Here is an 18,397-nt window from a genome sequence, read left to right as displayed (position 1 = left end):
CCTTGCACGGCCCCTCTCGACCTTCCCGGGATGGCCTCGTACTTCCAGCGAGAATCCGCCGTCGGGGTGTGCCTTCCAGAGTCCCAAGTCGTGCAACGGGACCGGGGATCCAGAAGAAACGGGACTTCCGGCCCTTACGGCCCAACTCTGTCTGCGGGCATGCTGATGGAAGGCATAGGGGGACAGATGATGCCGTAATCAGCAAGTGCAGAAGGGGCGGCCCCATGAATGGGATCTTTGAGCTTTTTACGGACGGCCAAGCCAACGTCAGGTTCCGGTTGTTGGACTCCGAGGGCAGAGAACTCGCAGTCTCGTGCTCCTATGTAGACAAGGACTCCGCGGTGCGAGACATCTCGCACGTTCGTGAGTGCGCAGGGATGGGCTTGGTCCAGGACCATTGTTCGCCCATCACGCCAGTCGACACGAAACCCGCGGGCAGCCGGGTTCCTGCAAACGGGCAGATGCGCAGGGCTGCCGAATGAAGATCGAACGCAGTCCTGGGAAATCGGAACCCGGACCTCAACGCCCATCTGAGACGGCCGAGCCAGGGTCGGGCAATCAGGGCAGGCAGCCGCAACGCCGACGGGTTCCTTCAATCCCACAGAATCCATTAGTCCAGCAGTTATTTCGGTTGGGCAAGAGACGCGAGGACGCGGAAGCGAAACTTGAGAAACGGTTCGCCAAAAGAAAGAAAACCTGACGTCCGAGCACGGTCACGGTGAACCGTCATGGAATCCTCAACACGGCGGCTCCAGTGATTCTGTCATTCGCGAGGTCGTCCAAGGCTTGATCGGCAGCGGCGAAGGGGTATGCCGTGGTGGTGGGAATCAATGGCATGTCCGCTGCGAGGGCCAGCAATTCCGTTCCGTCAGCCCTCGTGTTGGCGGTGACGCTGCGGACTTGCTTCTCGTAGAAGAGCTCGTCCGCGTAGCTAATCGAGGGGATGTCGGAGAGGTGGATGCCGGCGACCGCCAGAGTTCCGCCCCTGTCCAACGCCCTCATCGCGACAGGTACCAGTTCACCGACCGGTGCGAAGAGAATGGCTGAGTCCAGCTTCACCGGGGGAGCGTCGAATGCACCGCCGACGTATTCTGCCCCCAGGCTTCGGGCCAAAACCTGCGCTTTCCCGGATCGTGTCATGACGAAGACCGACGCGCCTGAATGGATTGCGATTTGCGCGGTCAGGTGGGCTGAGCCTCCGAACCCGTAGATGCCCAAGCGGCCGCCGGGGGGAAGGGCAGCCCGTTTCAGGGCACGGTAGCCAATGATTCCGGAGCAAAGGAGCGGCGCTGCCTCCTCATCGCTGAAGTGGGGAGGAATGGCGTAGGCAAAGTCCTCCCTGACTGTCATCATTTCCGCGAAGCCGCCGTCACGGTCCCAGCCAGTGAAAATCGGTTTGCTGCACAGGTTCTCGGCGCCGCGCTGGCAATAGCTGCAAGCACCGCATGTGCCGCCGAGCCACGCGATGCCCACCCTGTCGCCGGCTTCAAACCTGCCGGTGCCTGATTCCACTACGATTCCCACAGCTTCATGACCCGGAACAATCCGGGAATGGCGCGGAGGAAGGTCACCTTCAGCCAGATGCAGGTCCGTGCGGCAGACCCCACACACGTTGACTTTAACGAGTAATTCGCCCTCGTCAGGTGTCGGTACGACCTTGCTCCCTTGCTCCAGCGGGTGAGTCGAAATGCTTCCTGGCCTTCCCACCCACCACGCCTTCATCGTCTTTGTCATGCAATGAGCGTGATGCAGATGTGATCCGGCAGCAAGAGTCAAAGGACCTACAGGATGTGGGGTGGGAAGCCTGCTCAACTCAAACGGGGTTCGGTCCGAAGACGACGTAGACGGGAGCCTGGGCACTGTGACCTTCGGCCCTGTTCGATGCTGGCCGTTCACGGCATTCTGACAGGAAGGAAAGTCACGAGCGCCAGGAGGACAAAGATGAGCAAGGACAGATCACCAGGGAAGATTGTTGTAGGGGTGGATGGTTCGGAGCCGTCCATCGTGGCGCTCCGCGAAGCCCAACGTTTGGCAGTCGCCTTGGGGGCAACAGTCGAGGCGATTGCGTTCTGGGATTTTCCGCCGGTCTATGAGGGCTATGTGGCCGTCGGGATTACGGGATTTGAGGAGGCAGCCGGGCAAGTCCTGAAGGCGTCAGTCGAAAAGGCTTTCGGCATTGACGTGCCGGACAACGTCAGTTCCCATCTGGAACAGGGCCATCCCCGGCAAGGACTGATCAAAGCAAGCCGCGGAGCAGAGATGGTGGTCGTGGGCAGGCGCGGCCATGGCGGATTCGGCGGCCTACTGATGGGATCGGTCAGTTCGGCCTGCGTCGCCCACGCACATTGCCCGGTACTTGTAGTGCACACCCCCGAAAAGGAAGCATGAAATGAGTGTGCCCAGCCCAGAACCTGTACGCATCGATGGTGCCCGTCACGTCAGCGAAGACCTTAGTGAGGTGCAGTGCTGGGAGAGGCTGCATTCGCACGATACAGGGCGGATAGGTTTCGTCCACCACGGCAGGGTGATGATCTTGCCTGTCAATTATCTGGTTCACGATCACGCCATTTACCTCCGTACCTCGCTGGAGGGATTGATTGGTGGGCCGGTGGCCCGAATGCAGACATCTTTCCAAATCGACGATGCCAGGGCTGATCGAAGCGAAGGATGGTCGGTGTTGGTCAGCGGGTCCTCATCCCATGTAGTTGACCGGGAGGTACTCACGCGCCTTTGGGGCCATATGACGGCAGAACCATGGGCCAGTGGGGACAGGGGCCTCTTCATCTGTATCCAGCCCACCATCATTACAGGGAAGCACGTTTATCTCGCCTAGCTGTGACGCGAAAGTGCGGGCTTGCCCGGGGGAACCGGCAAGCCCGCACTTTCAGTGCCCTAAGTTTGGGGTGTCATCGTCACTTTCAGTCGGAGTGCTTGACCGGGCTGATCCGCGCGATAATCGTGGGACACGGCAATTTGGTGAGAACCGCATGCGCTGTCGAGCCCAACAAGAGGCGTTTGAAACTGCCCCGGCCGCGGCTGCCTACCACCAGCAGTTGTGCTGTGGCCCCGGCCGCGAGCAGTGCTTCGGCGGGCCGTGTGTGGGTGTCGAGGACTTGGTGTACCACCAGATCCGGGTACTTGTCTGCCAAACCGGCGACAGTTTCAGCCAGGACGACGCGCTCTTCTTCCGTGATGACCTCGAAGTAGTTGGTGTGGGGTACATTGCGGGTTACCCATGGTTCCGGTGTGAGGAAGGCATGGAGAACCGTCAGCTCCTGTCCCTGGCGGTCGGCCTCTGCCGCGGCAAAAGCAACGGCCTGTGTGGCCTCTTCAGAACCATCCACGCCGACTACAATCCCTTTGCGGTTTGTCATGTCGTGCTCACCGATAACTGCTACGGGACAACGCGCGACGGCGGCAACCTGTAAAGCACGATCGGTCAGGGAACCTCCGGCCCAGCCATGGCCGGAACCAATGACCACCATGGCGGCCTTTTTGGACCTCTTGCCCAAAGCGTAGCCGGCCCCACCCGAGACGAGGTCGGTGGTGACATTGACGGTGGGTTCCATCTTTGCGGCACGGTCCTTGGCAGCAGCAAGAAAGTTGATGCCGGATTCCCGGATCCACTCGTTATAGCCCACAGAATCGTACGCCCAGCGGTCATCCACGGCATGGACAAGCTGTACCGGCAGCTTCAGGGCGGCCGCTCGACGCATGGCCCACCCCATGGCAGCCTCGCTGCTGGGTGAATCGTTGACACCGACGACAATTGCTTCATTCATGGCTTGGCCCGTTCTTCGTTGATGGGTTCCCGGATATCGGCCGGGGCCTTGTTGTCAGTTTGTACCGGGTTCATACCGCCCGGTTAGGGCCGGAAGTCCTTATTCCGGTGTGGCTACGGAGATGGTCTCCTGATACTCCGGAACCCGGGCATTCCACCCCAGTTCATGCTTGATACGAAGCCGGAGTGCCTCGGATGCCTCCGGTTCACCATGAGTGATATATGTCATCCGTGGTGAGGTGGGTGCTGACCGCATCCAACGAATGATGGCGTCCGAGTCCGCATGGGCGCTGAATCCTTCGAGTTGGACTACTTCTGCACGGATCCGGACGTCTTGCCCATAGACCCTCAGCTCGCGTGACCCGGCGGCCAACGCAGCGCCCCTTGTTCCGGCGGCCTGATACCCGCTCAAGATGACTGCGTTCCTGGGATCGCTGCCGTATGCCTCAAGGTGATGCAGTATCCGTCCACCGGTCAGCATGCCGCTGGCGGAGATGATGATCATGGGACCACCTCGGAGATTGAGGAGCTTTGAATCGTCCGCCGTTCGGGTCATGGTGGCCAAGTGGTACATGTCCTTGAATTCTTCCGGGCGCAGCCGATGTTCATCCGGGTGCTGCTGGTACATGTAGGAGGCATCAATTGCCATGGGGCTGTTGAGATAGACGGGAATATCGGGAATGAGGCCTTTTCGGCGCAGGCGCGCCAGCTGCAGCATGAGTGTTTCCGCGCGGCCGACGGCGAATGCTGCGATGAGGATGACGCCATTCCGCTTGGCCACCCTGGACACTACCTCGCCTAGTTCGGTTTCGGGACTTCCGGACGGATGGGTCCGGTTGCCATAGGTGGACTCCGTGATAAGCACGTCAACGGACTCCAGCGCCCGGGGCGGGTACATCAGCGGGTCGTCGTCGCGGCCAAGGTCTCCGGTGAAATGAACAGTGTTTCCGCCCACCCGGATGTGAAGCTGCGCGGCCCCCAGGATGTGACCTGCCGGAACGAACCTGGCCTGGACGCCGTCGCCAAGGTCCATGGGCTCGTCGAACTCAACAGGGCGGAAACTATTGAGCGACTTCACTGCGTCTGCCGCCGTATACAAAGGCAGGGCGGGGGTGTGGATTGACGATCCACGGCGATCGGCGTACTTGGCCTCCTCCTCCTGCAGGTGTCCGCTGTCAGGCAGCAGGAGTTTGCTCAGTTCAGTGGTCCCGTGTGTGGCATGGACGGGACCCCTGAAACCATCCCTCACGAGCCTGGGAACGTAGCCTGTATGGTCCAAATGGGCATGCGTCAGCAGGACTGCATCAATGGATGCGGGGGAGACTGGAAAAGGCTGCCTGTTCCGTAGGCGGAGCCGTTTGTAACCTTGGAACAGTCCGCAGTCCACCAGGATTCGCGTTCCTTGGAAGTCCACCAGGTAGCGGGAGCCAGTTACGGTGTCCGTGGCGCCAAGAAAGCGCAGAGTTGCGGGACTTTTGGTGGCCATGACGATGCTCCATCCTTTGGGCAGGGTACGGCTCCACGGGGTGAACAAAGGCCGGGCCGTTGAGGGCTGTTCACTGCGATGAAGCCATTGGCGCCGCGCGGTTGCGCGGCGCCAATCAGTGGTGTGGTGATTATGGCGTGGACGCCACGTGGTGGTGCCTGTATTCCTCAGTGCTTGGCCTGATCGCCAGAGCGGTCACCACCAAAGCCACCGCACCTGGGATCCAGGCACTCCAGGCTGCGCCGGTTGCGGAGGTGAAGCCACCCACCCAAGGAGCCAGGAGGAGGGCTACTGCCACTATTGCCTGGGCCCACTCAGCGACGGGCATGCCGGGCATCGCCAGGTTCACCACGCCTCCAATGACCAGCAAGAGGCCCAACGTGACCATGATCGCCGTCGACGACCCGGTTTGTGTGGTCCACAGAACAGACAGGGCTGCATATGCGCCGGCAGCGATCACGGTATAGTCCTGCCAACGCGTCCATTTCTTCATGGGGATCGATACTCCTTCATTTTGTTCGATGCCGGGGCCGCCCACCTTCTGCGAGCGGTTTCGGGTCTCCCGTTCTTCCAGCGTCGGTACAAAGGCACGTTCCCAACAGGGCCAAAAGTCACACGCGCCGGCAGGGTCCTTGGGCCCTTGTGGGCAGGGCAGGCAGTCGGCAAGAATTTGGCAGAGCCGCCAACAAAAAGCTCTCGATATTGCGGCCATCGGCCGCCGGACAGGAGAATCATGGATCGCCCAGAAAGAGCCGGCCAAACCACCGGCGTTTCCCCAGGAGAACCAACCCGCGTTTTCATCCTCGATGACCATGAGTTGGTTCGCAGAGGCCTCCAGGAACTTTTGGAAGGCGAAGGTTTCGTGGTTGTTGGCATGTCCGGTTCAGCGGAAGAAGCGACGCGCCGGATTCCCGCGTTGCGTCCCGATGTCGCTGTTCTGGACGCACGGTTGCCCGACGGCACCGGAATCGAGGTGTGCCGGGACGTTCGCTCCGTGGACCCTGGCCTGAATTGCCTGATCTTGACAAGCTACGACGACGAGCAGGCCCTCCGCGCCGCTGTTCTTGCCGGGGCTGCAGGTTACATCCTGAAGGAAATCGGGGGCACGGACCTGCTGGGCGCCTTAAGGAAAGCCGCCCACGGTGAGTCGTTGTTCGACGAAGCCGTCAAGACGAGAATCGTCCAAGGCCTCACTGCACCGAAGAAGCAGGATCCCAGGACAGCTTCCCTCACGCCGCAAGAGCGCCGTGTCCTTGACTATGTTGGTCAGGGCATGACCAATCGCCAGATCGGCGAGGAAATGCTTTTGGCAGAGAAAACGGTTAAGAACTACGTCTCATCCTTGCTGGCCAAACTCGGGTTTGAGCGCAGAACCCAGGCGGCGGTGTTCATGGCTCAAGCACCCGAAGAGGATGCCGGTTCCCTGCGCTGAAGGATCAGCTCAGCGGGACAGACCATGTCATTGTTGTCCCGTTTCCAGGCGCACTGGCGATGGTACTGGTCCCGTTCATCTCCTTTGCGCGCAGAGCAATGTTGGCCAGGCCGTTTCCCGGGGCAGGATCGACAAATCCGCATCCGTCGTCCACCACTTCCAAGGTCAGCCGACCTTCGGCCACTGAAACTGAAACACTGATGGATTGAGCCCCTGAGTGGCGCACGGCATTGCTGAGGCCTTCAGATACGACAGCCAGAAGGTGTTTGATGATGGCTTCATCGTCCACCAAGTCAACGGCGCCAGCCAGCGTCAGATGTGGCGCGTACGGCAGGGACTTGGCACCGGCCTGGATTGACTGGAGGATGCGGCCGCTCAACGGCTCCCGCTCACGGGTGCTGGCCTGCAGCGAATAGATGGTGTTGCGCAGATCGCGGATACTTGTGTCCAGCTCTTCGGTCACAGAGTCGATCCTGCTCAAGGCAGCCTCGCCGGTCGTGAAACGCCGGAGGCTTTGGAGGCTCAGCCCAGCTGCAAACAGCCGTTGTATGACCAGGTCATGGAGATCCCGTGCGATCCTGTCCCTGTCGGAGAACACCATCACTTGTTCCCGGAGCCGGTGAATCCGCTCCAGCGCCAGCGCGAGGGCCACGTGCGAACCGAAGACCGCCCCCATCTCCACATCGGTCTTTGAAAAATTGCCTGTACCGGGATCGCGGGCAAGGACCAAGAGACCGTGATGGGCTCCTTGGGCGCTGAGGTCGATGATCAGCAGCCGGGCCGACACCCCCTCGCTGGCAAGATCGAGGAGATCCTGGGAATCATCAAGGCAAGCGGGCTTTCCGGTGCTTGCGACGCCCTGCACTTCAGTGGCTTTCATCGCCAACGACGCGCCGGCGAATTCAGCGCCACGGGCTCCAGCGGTGCCCGCCACTACATAGGGCTCATGAGGAGACGGAACAAGGATCAACGCCAGATGGGAACCCGATTCCCGGAGGGCCCTCGCCGCGATCAGGTCCAATGCCGAGTTCTCGGCCTGCCCCAGTTGGTCTGCGCCGAGCATTGTTCCCGTAACGTCCATGCAGGCTTCAAGCCAAGAGGCGCGGCGGCGGGCATCTTCATACAGCCGGGCGTTCTCGATTGCCACGCCGGCCGCCGCGGCCAACGCCACGGCAAGGTCCTCATCCTCCGGCGTAAAGTCTCCGCCGCCTTCTTTTTCGGTCAGGTAGAGGTTCCCGAATACCACATCCCGTACCCGCACCGGGACTCCGAGGAACGACTTCATGGGAGGGTGGTGCTGCGGGAATCCGTAGGCTTTCGGATGGTGGCCGAGGTCATGGAGGCGCAGCGGCGTCGGCTCCGTGATGAGCAGTCCGAGGACACCGTGTCCAGTAGGGAGTGGGCCGATGCGTCGGGCGAGCTCGCCGTCTATACCTACCGTAATGAAATGACTGAGAGCGTTGTCCTCCCCGATGACACCCAAGGCGCCATAACGCGCCTGAAGCAGCCGACATGCCGAGGTCACTACGCGGTCCAGCACCGCTTCGAGGCTTAGATCTCCTGCCACGGCCACAACCGCCTCGAGCAAGCCCTGTGTTCTTTCCTGTGCCTGGAGAAGCTCTCCGGCGCGGCCAACAAAGTCCTTCAGGAGGTCCTCAATCCGAATCCGCGGCACAACGTTGGGCTGGGGCTCGGGTGCTTCTGAGTCGTTCACCGGTTCCTTTCAAAGAATGCTGGAAATCCTGTGAGGGGACCGAACGGCGCCCTGTTGCCAGACTACTCTGGCGCCCGCGCGGCAACCATGGACATTGTGCATGTGGGCCTTTGGGCCCTGTTGTCCCCGCGCAGCCGGACCTACGGTCTAACCATGACGAACAAACCCACGGTTCCGGAAGCAGAGATCCTGGACAACAAGCAGTGTTGGGAACTGCTGCGCGGTGTCTCGGTGGGCCGCCTCGCAGTCTGGGCGCAGGACCATCCAGACATCTTTCCCATCAATTACAAAGCAGACCACGGCACGCTGGTCTTCCGCACCGGTGAGGGGAGTAAGCTCCACGCAGCCCTCAGCGCCACACCGGTAGCGCTGGAAGCTGACGGAGTTGACCCACAGTCGGGAGTCGCGTGGAGCGTGGTGGTCAAGGGAAAAGCAGAGAGCATCAAGCTGACCCAGGAAGTACTGGACACTGTCGGTCTGCTGCTCTTCCCGTGGCAGGCCGGGCGGAAGGATCATTTTGTCCGGATCGTTCCCACCTCGTTGACCGGGCGCCGCTTCAACGTGACCCCACCGCTGACGTGGTGGAGTCCCCTCGACGACGCCACCCGGGCGGGTTTGGAATGAAAACAAAGCCAAGTGCCGGCGTCGAACGTCTGGAACCGGACGAATGTTGGGACTTGCTGGCGCAGACCAACGTTGGACGCTTGGCCGTCCTGGTGGACGGGCACCCCGATATCTTTCCCGTGAACTATGTGCTTGACGGTGACAGCATCGTGTTCCGAACCGGGGCGGGCACCAAGTTTTGGAGCACACTGACGACCCCTTGCGCTCTGGAAAGTGACGGCTACCGGACCTTCAGCGGAAAGGCATGGAGCGTCGTTGTCCGAGGGCAGACGCACCTGATACTCGACCGGCAGGAAAGGGCCGACGTCGACGCCCTGGGCCTGGATCCCTGGCAACCAGGCATCAAGGACTGCTACCTGAGGCTGACTCCGGAGGCGGTCACTGGGCGGCGGTTCAAGACCAAACGGCCAGATCTCTGGGGGACCCCCTTGAACGACGCCCGCCTGGACGACTTCCACTAGCGCACGCACCAGCGCACGCGCCCGGTGTTTCAGCCAGGCATAACAAGGACGGAGCAACACAATGAAGGCACTCGTCTACGGTGGCCCCGGCGAAAAGTCCTGGACAGACGTTCCCGATCCGGTCATCCTGCACCCCACCGACGCAATCGTTCGCATCGACACCACCACCATTTGCGGTACGGATCTGCACATCCTCAAAGGAGATGTCCCAGCGGTCCAGCCAGGGCGCATCCTCGGGCACGAAGGGGTAGGGACCGTCACCGATGTTGGGAGTTCAGTGAGTTCACTCCGCCGGGGGGACCGGGTGATCATCTCCTGTATCAAGTCATGTGGGCATTGCGGCAACTGCAGGAGGGGCCTGTTTTCCCATTGTCTGGGTGATGAAGGACAGGCTGGAACCGGCTGGATCTTCGGCCACCTCATCGATGGTACCCAGGCTGAATCCGTTCGGGTTCCCTATGCCGAGAACTCCCTGCACAAACTGCCCCACGGCGTGACCGACGACGAAGCCGTCATGCTCTCCGACATACTGCCCACTGCCTTCGAAATCGGAGTTCAGGCCGGACACGTGGCCCCAGGAGACGTCGTGGCCATCGTGGGGGCAGGACCCATTGGACTGGCGGCCATGGCAACAGCCGGACTCCACGGTGCGGCAACGGTGGTGGCCATAGATCCAGACGAGGGCCGGCTCACCAAGTCCCGCGACTTCGGAGCCACCCACACGGTCAATCCCGGCAACCCCGAATGGATTGCGGACGTTCTCGCCCTCACTGATGGCGCCGGGGTGGACGTGGCCATGGAAGCGGTCGGATTACCGGAGACTTTTGACATGGCCCTGCGCTTGGTCCGCCCCGGCGGGCACGTAGCCAACATCGGGGTCCACGGAAAACCCGTCCAACTGCCTCTCCAGGACCTGTGGATCCAGAACATCAACATCAGCATGGGACTGGTCAACACCGACACCACCCCGATGCTGCTTCGCCTGGTGGCCCAACACAAGCTCCCTGCGGATAAGTTCGCTACGCATCATTTCGGGCTGGAACAGATCATGGATGCCTATGACACGTTCTCGCGGGCGGCGGAAACAGGGGCCCTGAAGGTGGTTCTCAGCCGAAACCCTCATGACTGACCAGCGGACATGACACAACGTCTGCTGCACTCAGCCCTGCGATTTCCGTTAGTGACAGCGACAGTGGTGGTGCTCGCCGCCGTCGCGGTCCTGGCTGCCATCGGACTCATACCGGCAGCCCAAGGGCTGGCGAGCATATTTGCCCTTGGTGTTGCCCTCTACCGGGCCGGCACCATGATCAAAGGGCTCCTGCACGGACGCTGGGGCATCGACCTCCTGGCCGTGATGGCCATTTGTTCAACTGTTGCGGTGGGGGAATACCTGGCATCCCTGATCGTGGTGCTGATGCTGACAGGCGGGGAAGCGCTGGAACAATTTGCCCAGGGCCGCGCAACCAAGGAGCTCCGTGCACTCCTGGATCGGTCCCCACGGAACGCGCACCGGGAACGTCCCGGCCTGCCCGTGGAAGATATCCTGGTCGATGCCGTGATCCCGGGGGACGTGCTGCTGGTCAGACCGTCAGAGTTGGTTCCGGTGGACGGTAGCTTGCTGTCCGACGTCGGAATCTTTGACGAGTCAGCGTTGACGGGCGAAAGCCTGCCTGCTGAGCGAACCAAGGGCGAACTGCTGCTCAGCGGCTCGATCAACGGGGCCGATGCCGTGCGTATGAAGGCTACGGCCACCGCCGGGGATTCCCAGTACAGCCAAATAGTCGCCTTGGTTCAGGAAGCCGCTGCAAGCCGCGCGCCGACGGTACGGCTTGCGGACAAATATGCTGTGCCTTTCACTCTGGTCGCCTTGGTGCTGGCCGGCGCTGCCTGGTTTTTCAGCCAGGATCCGGGACGGTTCGCTGAGGTCTTGGTGGTAGCCACCCCGTGCCCATTGCTGATAGCTGCACCTGTCGCGTTCCTTGCGGGGACCAGCAGGGCCGCACATGCCGGCATCATCATCAAAAACGCCGGGACGCTGGAGCAACTCAGCAGAGTCAAGACCGCCGTCTTCGACAAGACCGGGACCCTCACCCAAGGCAATCCTTCCCTGGCCGGAATCCGGGTGGCTCCGACCTCGAATTTGTCCGAAGATGCCCTGCTGCAGCTGGCCGCCTCCGCTGAGCAGTATTCCACCCACGTCCTGGCAGCTTCAGTCATGGCAGCAGCCCGAGCTCGCGGCCTGGCGCTGATACCGGCAACGAGCGCGAGTGAACATGCAACCAACGGGGTCACGGCCGACTGCGGAGACCGCCACGTAGTGGTAGGAAAACCTGCTTACGTCGGTTCCCTGGTGAGCGGCTTCGACAAGACGACACTGCCAGGAGGCCATCTTGGGATTTACATCGGGGTGGATGGCCGGTTCGCCGGCACTCTGGTCATGAGCGATCCCTTGCGCCCAAATGCGGAGGACACCCTGACGGAACTTCGGAGGCTCGGGGTCGCGGAGACAATGCTCCTGACCGGAGACACTGCGACGACGGCCCACCACATCGCTGCGGAGGCGGGCATCAACAACGTCATGGCCGAATGCCTGCCTGCTGACAAAGTTATTGCCGTCGCGGCACTTCCGCTCAGGCCCGTGATGATGGTTGGCGATGGCGTCAACGACGCTCCGGTGCTGGCAGCGGCCGACGTCGGTATCGCCATGGGTGCCAAAGGTGCCACTGCGGCCAGCGAGTCGGCGGACGTGGTGATTATGGTCGATGACCTGTCCAAGGCCGCGGTCGCGGTTGGCATCGGGCAGCGTACCCTTCGAATCGCGCGGACCAGCATTTGGACCGGGATACTGCTCAGCCTGGGCCTGATGGTGATGGCGTCGCTTGGCATGATTCCGGCTGTCGCCGGGGCGCTGCTGCAGGAGCTGGTGGATCTTGCCACCATTCTCAATGCCCTCAGGGCCTTGGGTCCCGGACGGTCTGTTGCGTCAGTGCAGACTGCGGAGGCCCGTGGGGTCAATACCGCTCCGGCTCATCCCCGAGTTCAAAGTGGCGGCCATGGACCCGGGTGGGAGTGATCTCCACGTAGGTGTATTTACGCGTCGGAATCCACGGCTTCAGGGGCAGTTTGTCGGCCTCGTCGATCTCCGATTGCGACTCGATCACCCTGGCGGTCCCCTTAAGGACAACACTCCAGGCTTCGGCGCCGACGATCTCCTCTACCTCGAAGGCAACCTTCTCATTGACGGTGAGCTCTGCGAGCTTTGTTCCCGGGTTCGTCCTCAAGAGCAGCCGCTGGTTGTGCGCGATGAAATTCAGCGGGTAGATGTCCGGCTCGCCCAGGACACTGACGGCAAGGCGACCATGCTGGTTGCGTTCCAGGACTTTCCATGAGTCGGCTTCGGATAGGACGGTTCCGGGGCGTTCGTCGGTTTCCATGGGTCTTTGTCTCCTGGGTGGGGTGGTGCAGCTGGCGAATCGCCTCGTCACCGTTGGTTTCGATGCTCCTGAGCCTATGGCTGGCTCCCCGCCCCCAACAGAGTCCAAAGTCCCGAGGGCGACACAGCCATCGTGACCTTCGCCTCTGGTGTGGACTGCCTGCGGGGTGGAACCTGTGAAGCATCGGATGACCAGCCCGGAGGGACACACCATGATCCAAGGCGTCTATGTTCTGTCCGTTGCACCGGAAGCCGGTAAGTCACTCGTGGTCCTGGGCTTGGCTGACGCGCTGCACCGCAGAACAGGCCGTCTGGGTTTCTACCGGCCAATCGTGAACGGAACAGATCCGGCCAACGACCCGCTCCTCAGGATGCTTCGCAGGCGGTACAAACTGGAGTCAGTGCGCTGCAGGGGCGGAATGACGTTGGCGGATGCCCGGGAAGCACTGGCAGCGGGCCGCGAGGACGAGGTTTCGTCCAGGGCACTCGAGGAGTTTGGACGCATCGCCGAAGAATGTGACGTGGTTGTGGTGGACGGTTCGGACCTGAGGGGCGCGGACGCCGGGAGGGAGTTCGACCTGAACGCTGAACTGGCCAACAATCTCGGTTTGCCGGTTCTTGCCGTCATCGGTGCCCAGGGCTTGAGCCCGCGGGAGACCACACGGGCTGTGACGGAGGCGGCGCGGCAGCTCGAGGCAGCCAGATGCGCGGTGTTGTCCGTCGTGGTCAACCGCGCCCAGCCAGCATGCATCGACACAGCCCGGGGAGCCGTTAGGGCAGCTACGGGAAGCCTTCCAAGCTATGTGATTCCCGAGGTTCCTGAGATTTCGGCTCCCACCGTGGCCGATGTGGCGATGTCATTGTCGCTTGTACGGCTCTCGGGCAGCGCAGAGCTGGACCGGGACGTGGGCAGGGTGAAAGTAGCCGCGATGAACGTGGAGAACTTCCTGCGCGTCCTTGAGCAAGGGGATCTGGTCATCGTTCCCGGGGACCGCGCAGATGTCATCACAGCCTGCCTGGCCTCGGCTTTGTCCCCGGAGCTGCCCACACCTTCCGGGGTCATTCTTACTGATGGTCTGGTCCCTTCCGGCAACGTGCTGCCTTTGGCGGCCCACGCCCCTTTCCCTGTCTTCACGGAGGCTGCTGATACCTACACCACTGCGCAACGGGTCTCGAACGTCCGCAGCGAGATCCACACTGGAGAAAACCGCAGGGTGGCCGCGGCGTTGGGTGTGTGGGCCCGATCCATCGACGAAACAGAATTGTTGGAACGATTGGCGCTGCCGCGCCCCGCGACAATGACGCCGTTGCGTTTTCTCAATGACTTGGTTGAACGTGCGCGTCAGCAGAAGAAGCGAATAGTGCTGACTGAGGGCACAGACAACCGGGTATTGCGTGCGGCGGAGATTCTGCGTCGCCGGGATGTGTGCCACGTGACGATTCTTGGCAACCTGTCAGCGGTCCGTGAGCTTGCCGATGCCCAAGGGATCGACGTGCGCGGAATCACCGTCATCGACCCCGCTCTCTCGCCCTGGCGTGAGTCATTCGCCGTGGAATACCAGCGTCTGCGTGCCCACAAAGGAATGATCCTGGAACGGGCCAGGGAGATCATGCTGGACGGTTCCTACTTCGGCACCATGATGGTGCACATGGGGGAGGCCGATGGGATGGTCTCCGGAGCGGCACATACCACCGCAAACACGATTCGGCCCGCGTTGGAGTTCGTGAAGAGCCAGGATGGCGGGCTGGTGTCGTCCGTCTTCTTCATGCTGTTTCCGGACCGTGTGCTGGTCTACGGAGATTGTGCCGTTGTCCCGGAACCCACGGACCGGCAACTGGCGGACATCGCTCTCGCATCGGCTGCGACTGCAGCACAGTTTGGCGTCGAACCCAGGGTGGCAATGCTGTCATATTCCACCGGAGGATCCGGGGTCGGAACTGCCGTTGACAAAGTCAGGCGCGCCACGGAGTTGGTGAGGGCTGCCCGCCCGGACCTTGCCGTGGACGGGCCAATTCAGTACGACGCCGCTGTGGACGAGGCCATCGCCAATTCAAAGTTGCCGTCTTCTGTCGTCGCAGGAAGGGCGACAGTCTTCGTCTTCCCGGACCTGAACACAGGGAACAACACCTATAAGGCTGTCGAACAGTCTTCCGGCGCTGTCGCCGTCGGCCCTATCCTTCAGGGGCTCCGTAAACCCATCAACGATCTGTCCAGGGGATCTACGATCGAAGACATCATCAACACTGTCGCCATCACTGCTGTTCAGGCTCAATCTCCCCACTAGCTTTCGTTCTCCTGGTTAGCCGGCCTTATCCTGGGCCACCACAAGGACGGGGCATTGCGCGTGGGCGACGCATGCCCGGCTGACGGACCCGATGGGCTGATTGAGGAAACCGCCGGACCCCCGCCTGCCGACCACAAGCAACTGTGCACCGCGGCTTTCCTCGACGAGGACTTTGGCTGGTTCGCCGAATTTGACGGTGACCGTGAGATTCTCCGGACGGTCCTTGCCGAAGGCACGCTCCAAGGCCTCATCCACCAGCCGCTTGGCCGTGTCTTCAAGTTCCGAGGTGAACCGGGTCAGTTCGGGCTCGAAGCGCGAGGCCATGAAGTAGTCGGACATGCCCACACAGGTGATCACATCCAATGGACCTCCGAATACCGACGCCATTTGTCCCGCCAAGTGCAGGGTTTTTGAAGAGTATTCGGAGCCATCGACGCCGACAACGATCCGATCCGAGCGCGATTGTGAGTTCATGGTCACAGCCTGCCTGCTGCGGTCCTGGCTGAACAGGGTCGAAGGGCACGGATATGGCAGTCCACCTTACTGGGGACCAATCCTCCCGTGGCGCAGCCGTTTGTACAGCCAATCAGCGCCCAGCACGCCGGGAATGGCCATGACCGCAACGGCCAGGCCCGGGAGTGGAGGCGGTGACTGTCCCAGGATGCCCGCTACAGGGGGTAAGTAGAGGAACAGTGCCAAGGCTGCCAGTTCCACCGCTGCCGCCCACAGCAGCAGCTTGTTGGTAAACCATCCCTGCTTCCACGCAGGAGCTGTTGCACTGCGGCACGCGAAGGCAGTGGCCAACTGGCCGAGGACCACCGCTGTGAAGGCTGACCCGGACGCCCCCATCAGCACTGTTGGATCCAGCGGCTCGCCCCGGGCCCACCCACTGCCGAAGAGAACCACCGAGAAAGCACCCATGGCGAACAGGGCCTCGGTCGGGCCCATGACCGCAAAGACCCTCAGCATGAGTTGCCGGTCCAGGAGGTGCCGCTTCTCGGGAGGCCGGCTCAACACGCGTTTACCGGGCGGCTCTGCCCCGAGGGCCAACGCGGGCAGCAGATCGGTTCCGATGTCCAGGGCCAGTATTTGGAGCACGCCGAGGGCCAACGGGAATTGGCCGCCGGACAAGGCCCAGATCACGAAGGGCGTGAGTTCGGCGACATTGTCAGTCAGGTGGTAGGTGAGGAAGCGATGGATGTTCGAGTAAGTGGCCCGGCCCTGTTCTATGGCTGCGACGATGGTGGCGAAATGGTCATCCAGGAGCACCAGGTCTGCTGCCTCGCGGGCCACGTCGGTGCCGCTGAGCCCCATTGCTACGCCGATGTCGGCCTGGCGCAAGGCGGGACCGTCATTGACGCCGTCGCCGGTCATGGCGACAACGTGTCCACGCCCCTGCAAAGCCTTGGCTACCCTGAGTTTCTGTTCGGGGGAGACCCTGCTCACCACCACGCCATCACGGTCCAGAAGCGCCCCCAGCACTTGTTCGTCATGGGGGAGTTCGGAGCCTTGGAACACGAGGTCAGGGTGCCCCAACAGACCAATCTCGCGTGCGATGGCTGCTGCCGTGGAGGGGTGGTCACCGGTGATCATCGCGATACGGATTCCTGCGCCCCGGGCAGTCTTGATGACATTGGCGACGTCCGGCCGGGGTGGGTCATGGAGACCAATGAGGCCGATGCCCTCAAGGTCCCGCTCAGCCTCGGCCGCCGGCCGGTCGCGCCAACCAGAGGCTCCTCCGGGCAGCTCCCTGGTAGCGACCGCAATGACGCGAAGACCTTTGGCCGCCATAACTTCCACTTCCTGGGACAGGCGGGCGGCCCGCGGCCCGCACAAAGGCAGGACAGATTCCGGGGCGCCCTTCACATAAAGCCTGGTGCCAACGATGACCGATTCCCGTCGGCGGTCGGCGTCGAAGGCGAACCGGACCGATGGGTTTGGATCCACCAGCCCGGCACCAACAATTCGTCGGGCAAGCACATCGATCGCGGCTTCCATGGGATCCCCATGAGCCGCCCATTCACCGCCTTCGAAGGCGGCGCGCCCTTGCGAGGCGGCGCGGGCCGCAGTTGCGACGTCGGCGGCTGCCAGGCGCCCCGGTCCTTCCAACGTTGCTTCGGGCGCGTACCCCTCCCCGATGATTTTCAGGGGCCCGTCAAGCGTAAAAACCTCGACGGCGTTCATTCGGTTTTGTGTCAGCGTGCCGGTCTTATCGGTGCAGATGAAGGTGGTTGAGCCAAGGGTCTCCACCGCCTCAAGATTGCGGACGAGTGCGTTCCGCGAAGCCATACGCTGTGCGCCCATGGCGAGCGACAAGGTGACGGTCGGCAGGAGCCCTTCCGGGATGAGCGCCACCGCCACCCCTATGGCGAAAAGAAAGGAGTCACGCCACACAATTCCCACGAGGATGGAGACCACGAAGAACACTCCGGCGACGGCTAGTGCCACTGTGGCCACCAGTCGAACTATTCGGCGCAGCTCCATGGCCAAAGGAGTTGGAGGCGACGTGGTGCCGCTCGTGAGTTCGGCGATGGCGGCAAGTTTGGTATGTCCTCCCGTTGCGGTTACCACGCCTTCGGCCTCGCCGTTGACCAGGAATGTTCCGCCCCAGACTGCGTCATTGGTGGACTTGGGTACGGCCTCGCTCTCACCGGTGAGCATGGATTCATCGACGCTGCATGCTGATGCCGAGATGAACTGCACGTCTGCCGGCAACCGGTCGCCTGCGGTCAGGACCACCACGTCACCCGGTACCAAAGCACTCGCGTGGACGCTCTGAAGCCCTCCATCCCGCCGGACAGTGACCTCGGCGGGAAGCAGCCCTTGTAAACGTTCGGCGGCGTGTTGGGCGCGTTCCTGCTGAATATGGGCGAAGACGCCGTTCACGATCACCACGATGATGATCGCTGTGCCCAGCTGTGGCATGCCTGCTACGAAGGCGAGTCCCGCTGCGACCCACAGCATGAGGGCAAAGAAGTGCGTCAGTTCAGCGAGCAACTTCCGCCATGCGGGAACCTTACGGGCTGTCGGCAAGACATTTGGTCCGGTTTGCCGCAACAAATCGCGGGCGGCCTGCGAGCTCAGGCCCTCGGCGCCCGGTGTCTCGGACAGCGAGGCCGGGGAGGTGTTCCCAGGGGACATCTTCTCTCCAATGCGGGAATGTCTGTTCGCTGAAAGACTC

The 18,397-nt window shown here is 62.0% G+C and carries 17 protein-coding genes; 9 read left to right on the top strand and 8 right to left on the bottom strand.

The window, feature by feature from the left end:
* Positions 1 to 224 precede the first annotated feature (224 nt).
* Positions 225 to 482 carry a YegP family protein gene (locus N7568_RS02550; protein WP_261608334.1) on the top strand — a complete coding sequence of 86 codons (258 nt, stop codon included), beginning with the start codon at positions 225 to 227 and terminating at the stop codon, positions 480 to 482.
* A 244-nt stretch (positions 483 to 726) separates the two neighbouring features.
* Here the strand turns inward: N7568_RS02550 and N7568_RS02545 are convergent, their stop codons facing one another.
* Positions 727 to 1,734 (bottom strand): zinc-dependent alcohol dehydrogenase family protein, encoded by a 1,008-nt coding sequence (locus N7568_RS02545; protein WP_261608333.1) that lies wholly within the window; start codon positions 1,732 to 1,734, stop codon positions 727 to 729.
* Positions 1,735 to 1,941: 207 nt separating this feature from the next.
* On the opposite strand from N7568_RS02545, the gene N7568_RS02540 reads away from it, so the two are divergent.
* Positions 1,942 to 2,388, top strand: coding sequence for a universal stress protein (locus N7568_RS02540; RefSeq protein ID WP_261608332.1), 447 nt, complete (start codon positions 1,942 to 1,944; stop codon positions 2,386 to 2,388).
* Between the two features lies 1 nt (position 2,389).
* Entirely contained in the window at positions 2,390 to 2,833 is a 444-nt protein-coding gene (locus N7568_RS02535) for a pyridoxamine 5'-phosphate oxidase family protein (protein ID WP_261608331.1), read from the top strand.
* A gap of 85 nt (positions 2,834 to 2,918) precedes the next feature.
* Here N7568_RS02535 and N7568_RS02530 read toward each other — a convergent pair whose 3' ends face one another.
* From N7568_RS02530 to N7568_RS02520, 3 genes are all read right to left on the bottom strand, one after another.
* Positions 2,919 to 3,782 carry a universal stress protein gene (locus tag N7568_RS02530; protein ID WP_261608330.1) on the bottom strand — a complete coding sequence of 288 codons (864 nt, stop codon included), beginning with the start codon at positions 3,780 to 3,782 and terminating at the stop codon, positions 2,919 to 2,921.
* Between the two features lie 99 nt (positions 3,783 to 3,881).
* Positions 3,882 to 5,267 (bottom strand): MBL fold metallo-hydrolase RNA specificity domain-containing protein, encoded by a 1,386-nt coding sequence (locus N7568_RS02525; protein ID WP_261608329.1) that lies wholly within the window; start codon positions 5,265 to 5,267, stop codon positions 3,882 to 3,884.
* 130 nt (positions 5,268 to 5,397) lie between these two features.
* Positions 5,398 to 5,760 carry an SPW repeat protein gene (locus N7568_RS02520; RefSeq protein WP_231340225.1) on the bottom strand — a complete coding sequence of 121 codons (363 nt, stop codon included), beginning with the start codon at positions 5,758 to 5,760 and terminating at the stop codon, positions 5,398 to 5,400.
* Positions 5,761 to 6,000: 240 nt separating this feature from the next.
* On the opposite strand from N7568_RS02520, the gene N7568_RS02515 reads away from it, so the two are divergent.
* Positions 6,001 to 6,699, top strand: a complete 699-nt coding sequence (locus N7568_RS02515) for a response regulator (RefSeq protein WP_261608328.1) — start codon at positions 6,001 to 6,003, stop codon at positions 6,697 to 6,699.
* Positions 6,700 to 6,703: 4 nt separating this feature from the next.
* On the opposite strand, the gene N7568_RS02510 is transcribed toward N7568_RS02515, so the two are convergent.
* Complete coding sequence (locus N7568_RS02510) at positions 6,704 to 8,413, bottom strand: GAF domain-containing sensor histidine kinase (RefSeq protein ID WP_261608327.1); 1,710 nt, start codon at positions 8,411 to 8,413, stop codon at positions 6,704 to 6,706.
* A gap of 153 nt (positions 8,414 to 8,566) precedes the next feature.
* Here N7568_RS02510 and N7568_RS02505 point away from each other — a divergent pair, with 153 nt between their 5' ends.
* The 4 genes from N7568_RS02505 to N7568_RS02490 all read left to right on the top strand — a co-directional run bounded on the left by N7568_RS02505 (position 8,567) and on the right by N7568_RS02490 (position 12,571).
* Positions 8,567 to 9,037, top strand: coding sequence for a pyridoxamine 5'-phosphate oxidase family protein (locus tag N7568_RS02505; protein WP_231340222.1), 471 nt, complete (start codon positions 8,567 to 8,569; stop codon positions 9,035 to 9,037).
* Complete coding sequence (locus N7568_RS02500; RefSeq protein WP_253468085.1) at positions 9,034 to 9,498, top strand: pyridoxamine 5'-phosphate oxidase family protein; 465 nt, start codon at positions 9,034 to 9,036, stop codon at positions 9,496 to 9,498. The genes N7568_RS02505 and N7568_RS02500 overlap by 4 nt, the downstream gene beginning before the upstream one ends.
* Positions 9,499 to 9,559: 61 nt before the next feature.
* Entirely contained in the window at positions 9,560 to 10,627 is a 1,068-nt protein-coding gene (locus tag N7568_RS02495; protein ID WP_261608326.1) for a zinc-dependent alcohol dehydrogenase family protein, read from the top strand.
* A 9-nt stretch (positions 10,628 to 10,636) separates the two neighbouring features.
* The gene (locus tag N7568_RS02490; RefSeq protein WP_261608325.1) at positions 10,637 to 12,571 is read left to right on the top strand and encodes a heavy metal translocating P-type ATPase; all 1,935 of its coding nucleotides are present in this window, start codon (positions 10,637 to 10,639) and stop codon (positions 12,569 to 12,571) included.
* Here N7568_RS02490 and N7568_RS02485 read toward each other — a convergent pair.
* On the bottom strand, positions 12,510 to 12,932 hold the full coding sequence (locus tag N7568_RS02485; protein ID WP_261608324.1) for a pyridoxamine 5'-phosphate oxidase family protein: 423 nt from the start codon (positions 12,930 to 12,932) through the stop codon (positions 12,510 to 12,512). The genes N7568_RS02490 and N7568_RS02485 overlap by 62 nt on opposite strands.
* 211 nt (positions 12,933 to 13,143) lie before the next feature.
* On the opposite strand from N7568_RS02485, the gene pta reads away from it, so the two are divergent.
* Positions 13,144 to 15,216: a phosphate acetyltransferase gene (gene pta / locus N7568_RS02480; protein ID WP_261608493.1), complete on the top strand. Its 2,073-nt coding sequence runs from the start codon at positions 13,144 to 13,146 to the stop codon at positions 15,214 to 15,216.
* Positions 15,217 to 15,231: 15 nt separating this feature from the next.
* Here the strand turns inward: pta and N7568_RS02475 are convergent, their stop codons facing one another.
* Entirely contained in the window at positions 15,232 to 15,690 is a 459-nt protein-coding gene (locus tag N7568_RS02475; RefSeq protein ID WP_261608323.1) for a universal stress protein, read from the bottom strand.
* 66 nt (positions 15,691 to 15,756) lie between these two features.
* Positions 15,757 to 18,357, bottom strand: coding sequence for a cation-translocating P-type ATPase (locus N7568_RS02470; protein ID WP_261608322.1), 2,601 nt, complete (start codon positions 18,355 to 18,357; stop codon positions 15,757 to 15,759).
* Positions 18,358 to 18,397: the final 40 nt, after the last annotated feature.

It is taken from the genome of Paenarthrobacter aurescens, assembly GCF_025421775.1.
Lineage (GTDB): Bacteria > Actinomycetota > Actinomycetes > Actinomycetales > Micrococcaceae > Arthrobacter > Arthrobacter aurescens_B.
Note: the sequence above shows the minus strand (reverse complement) of the source record. Positions and strands in the feature narration are given on the sequence as shown.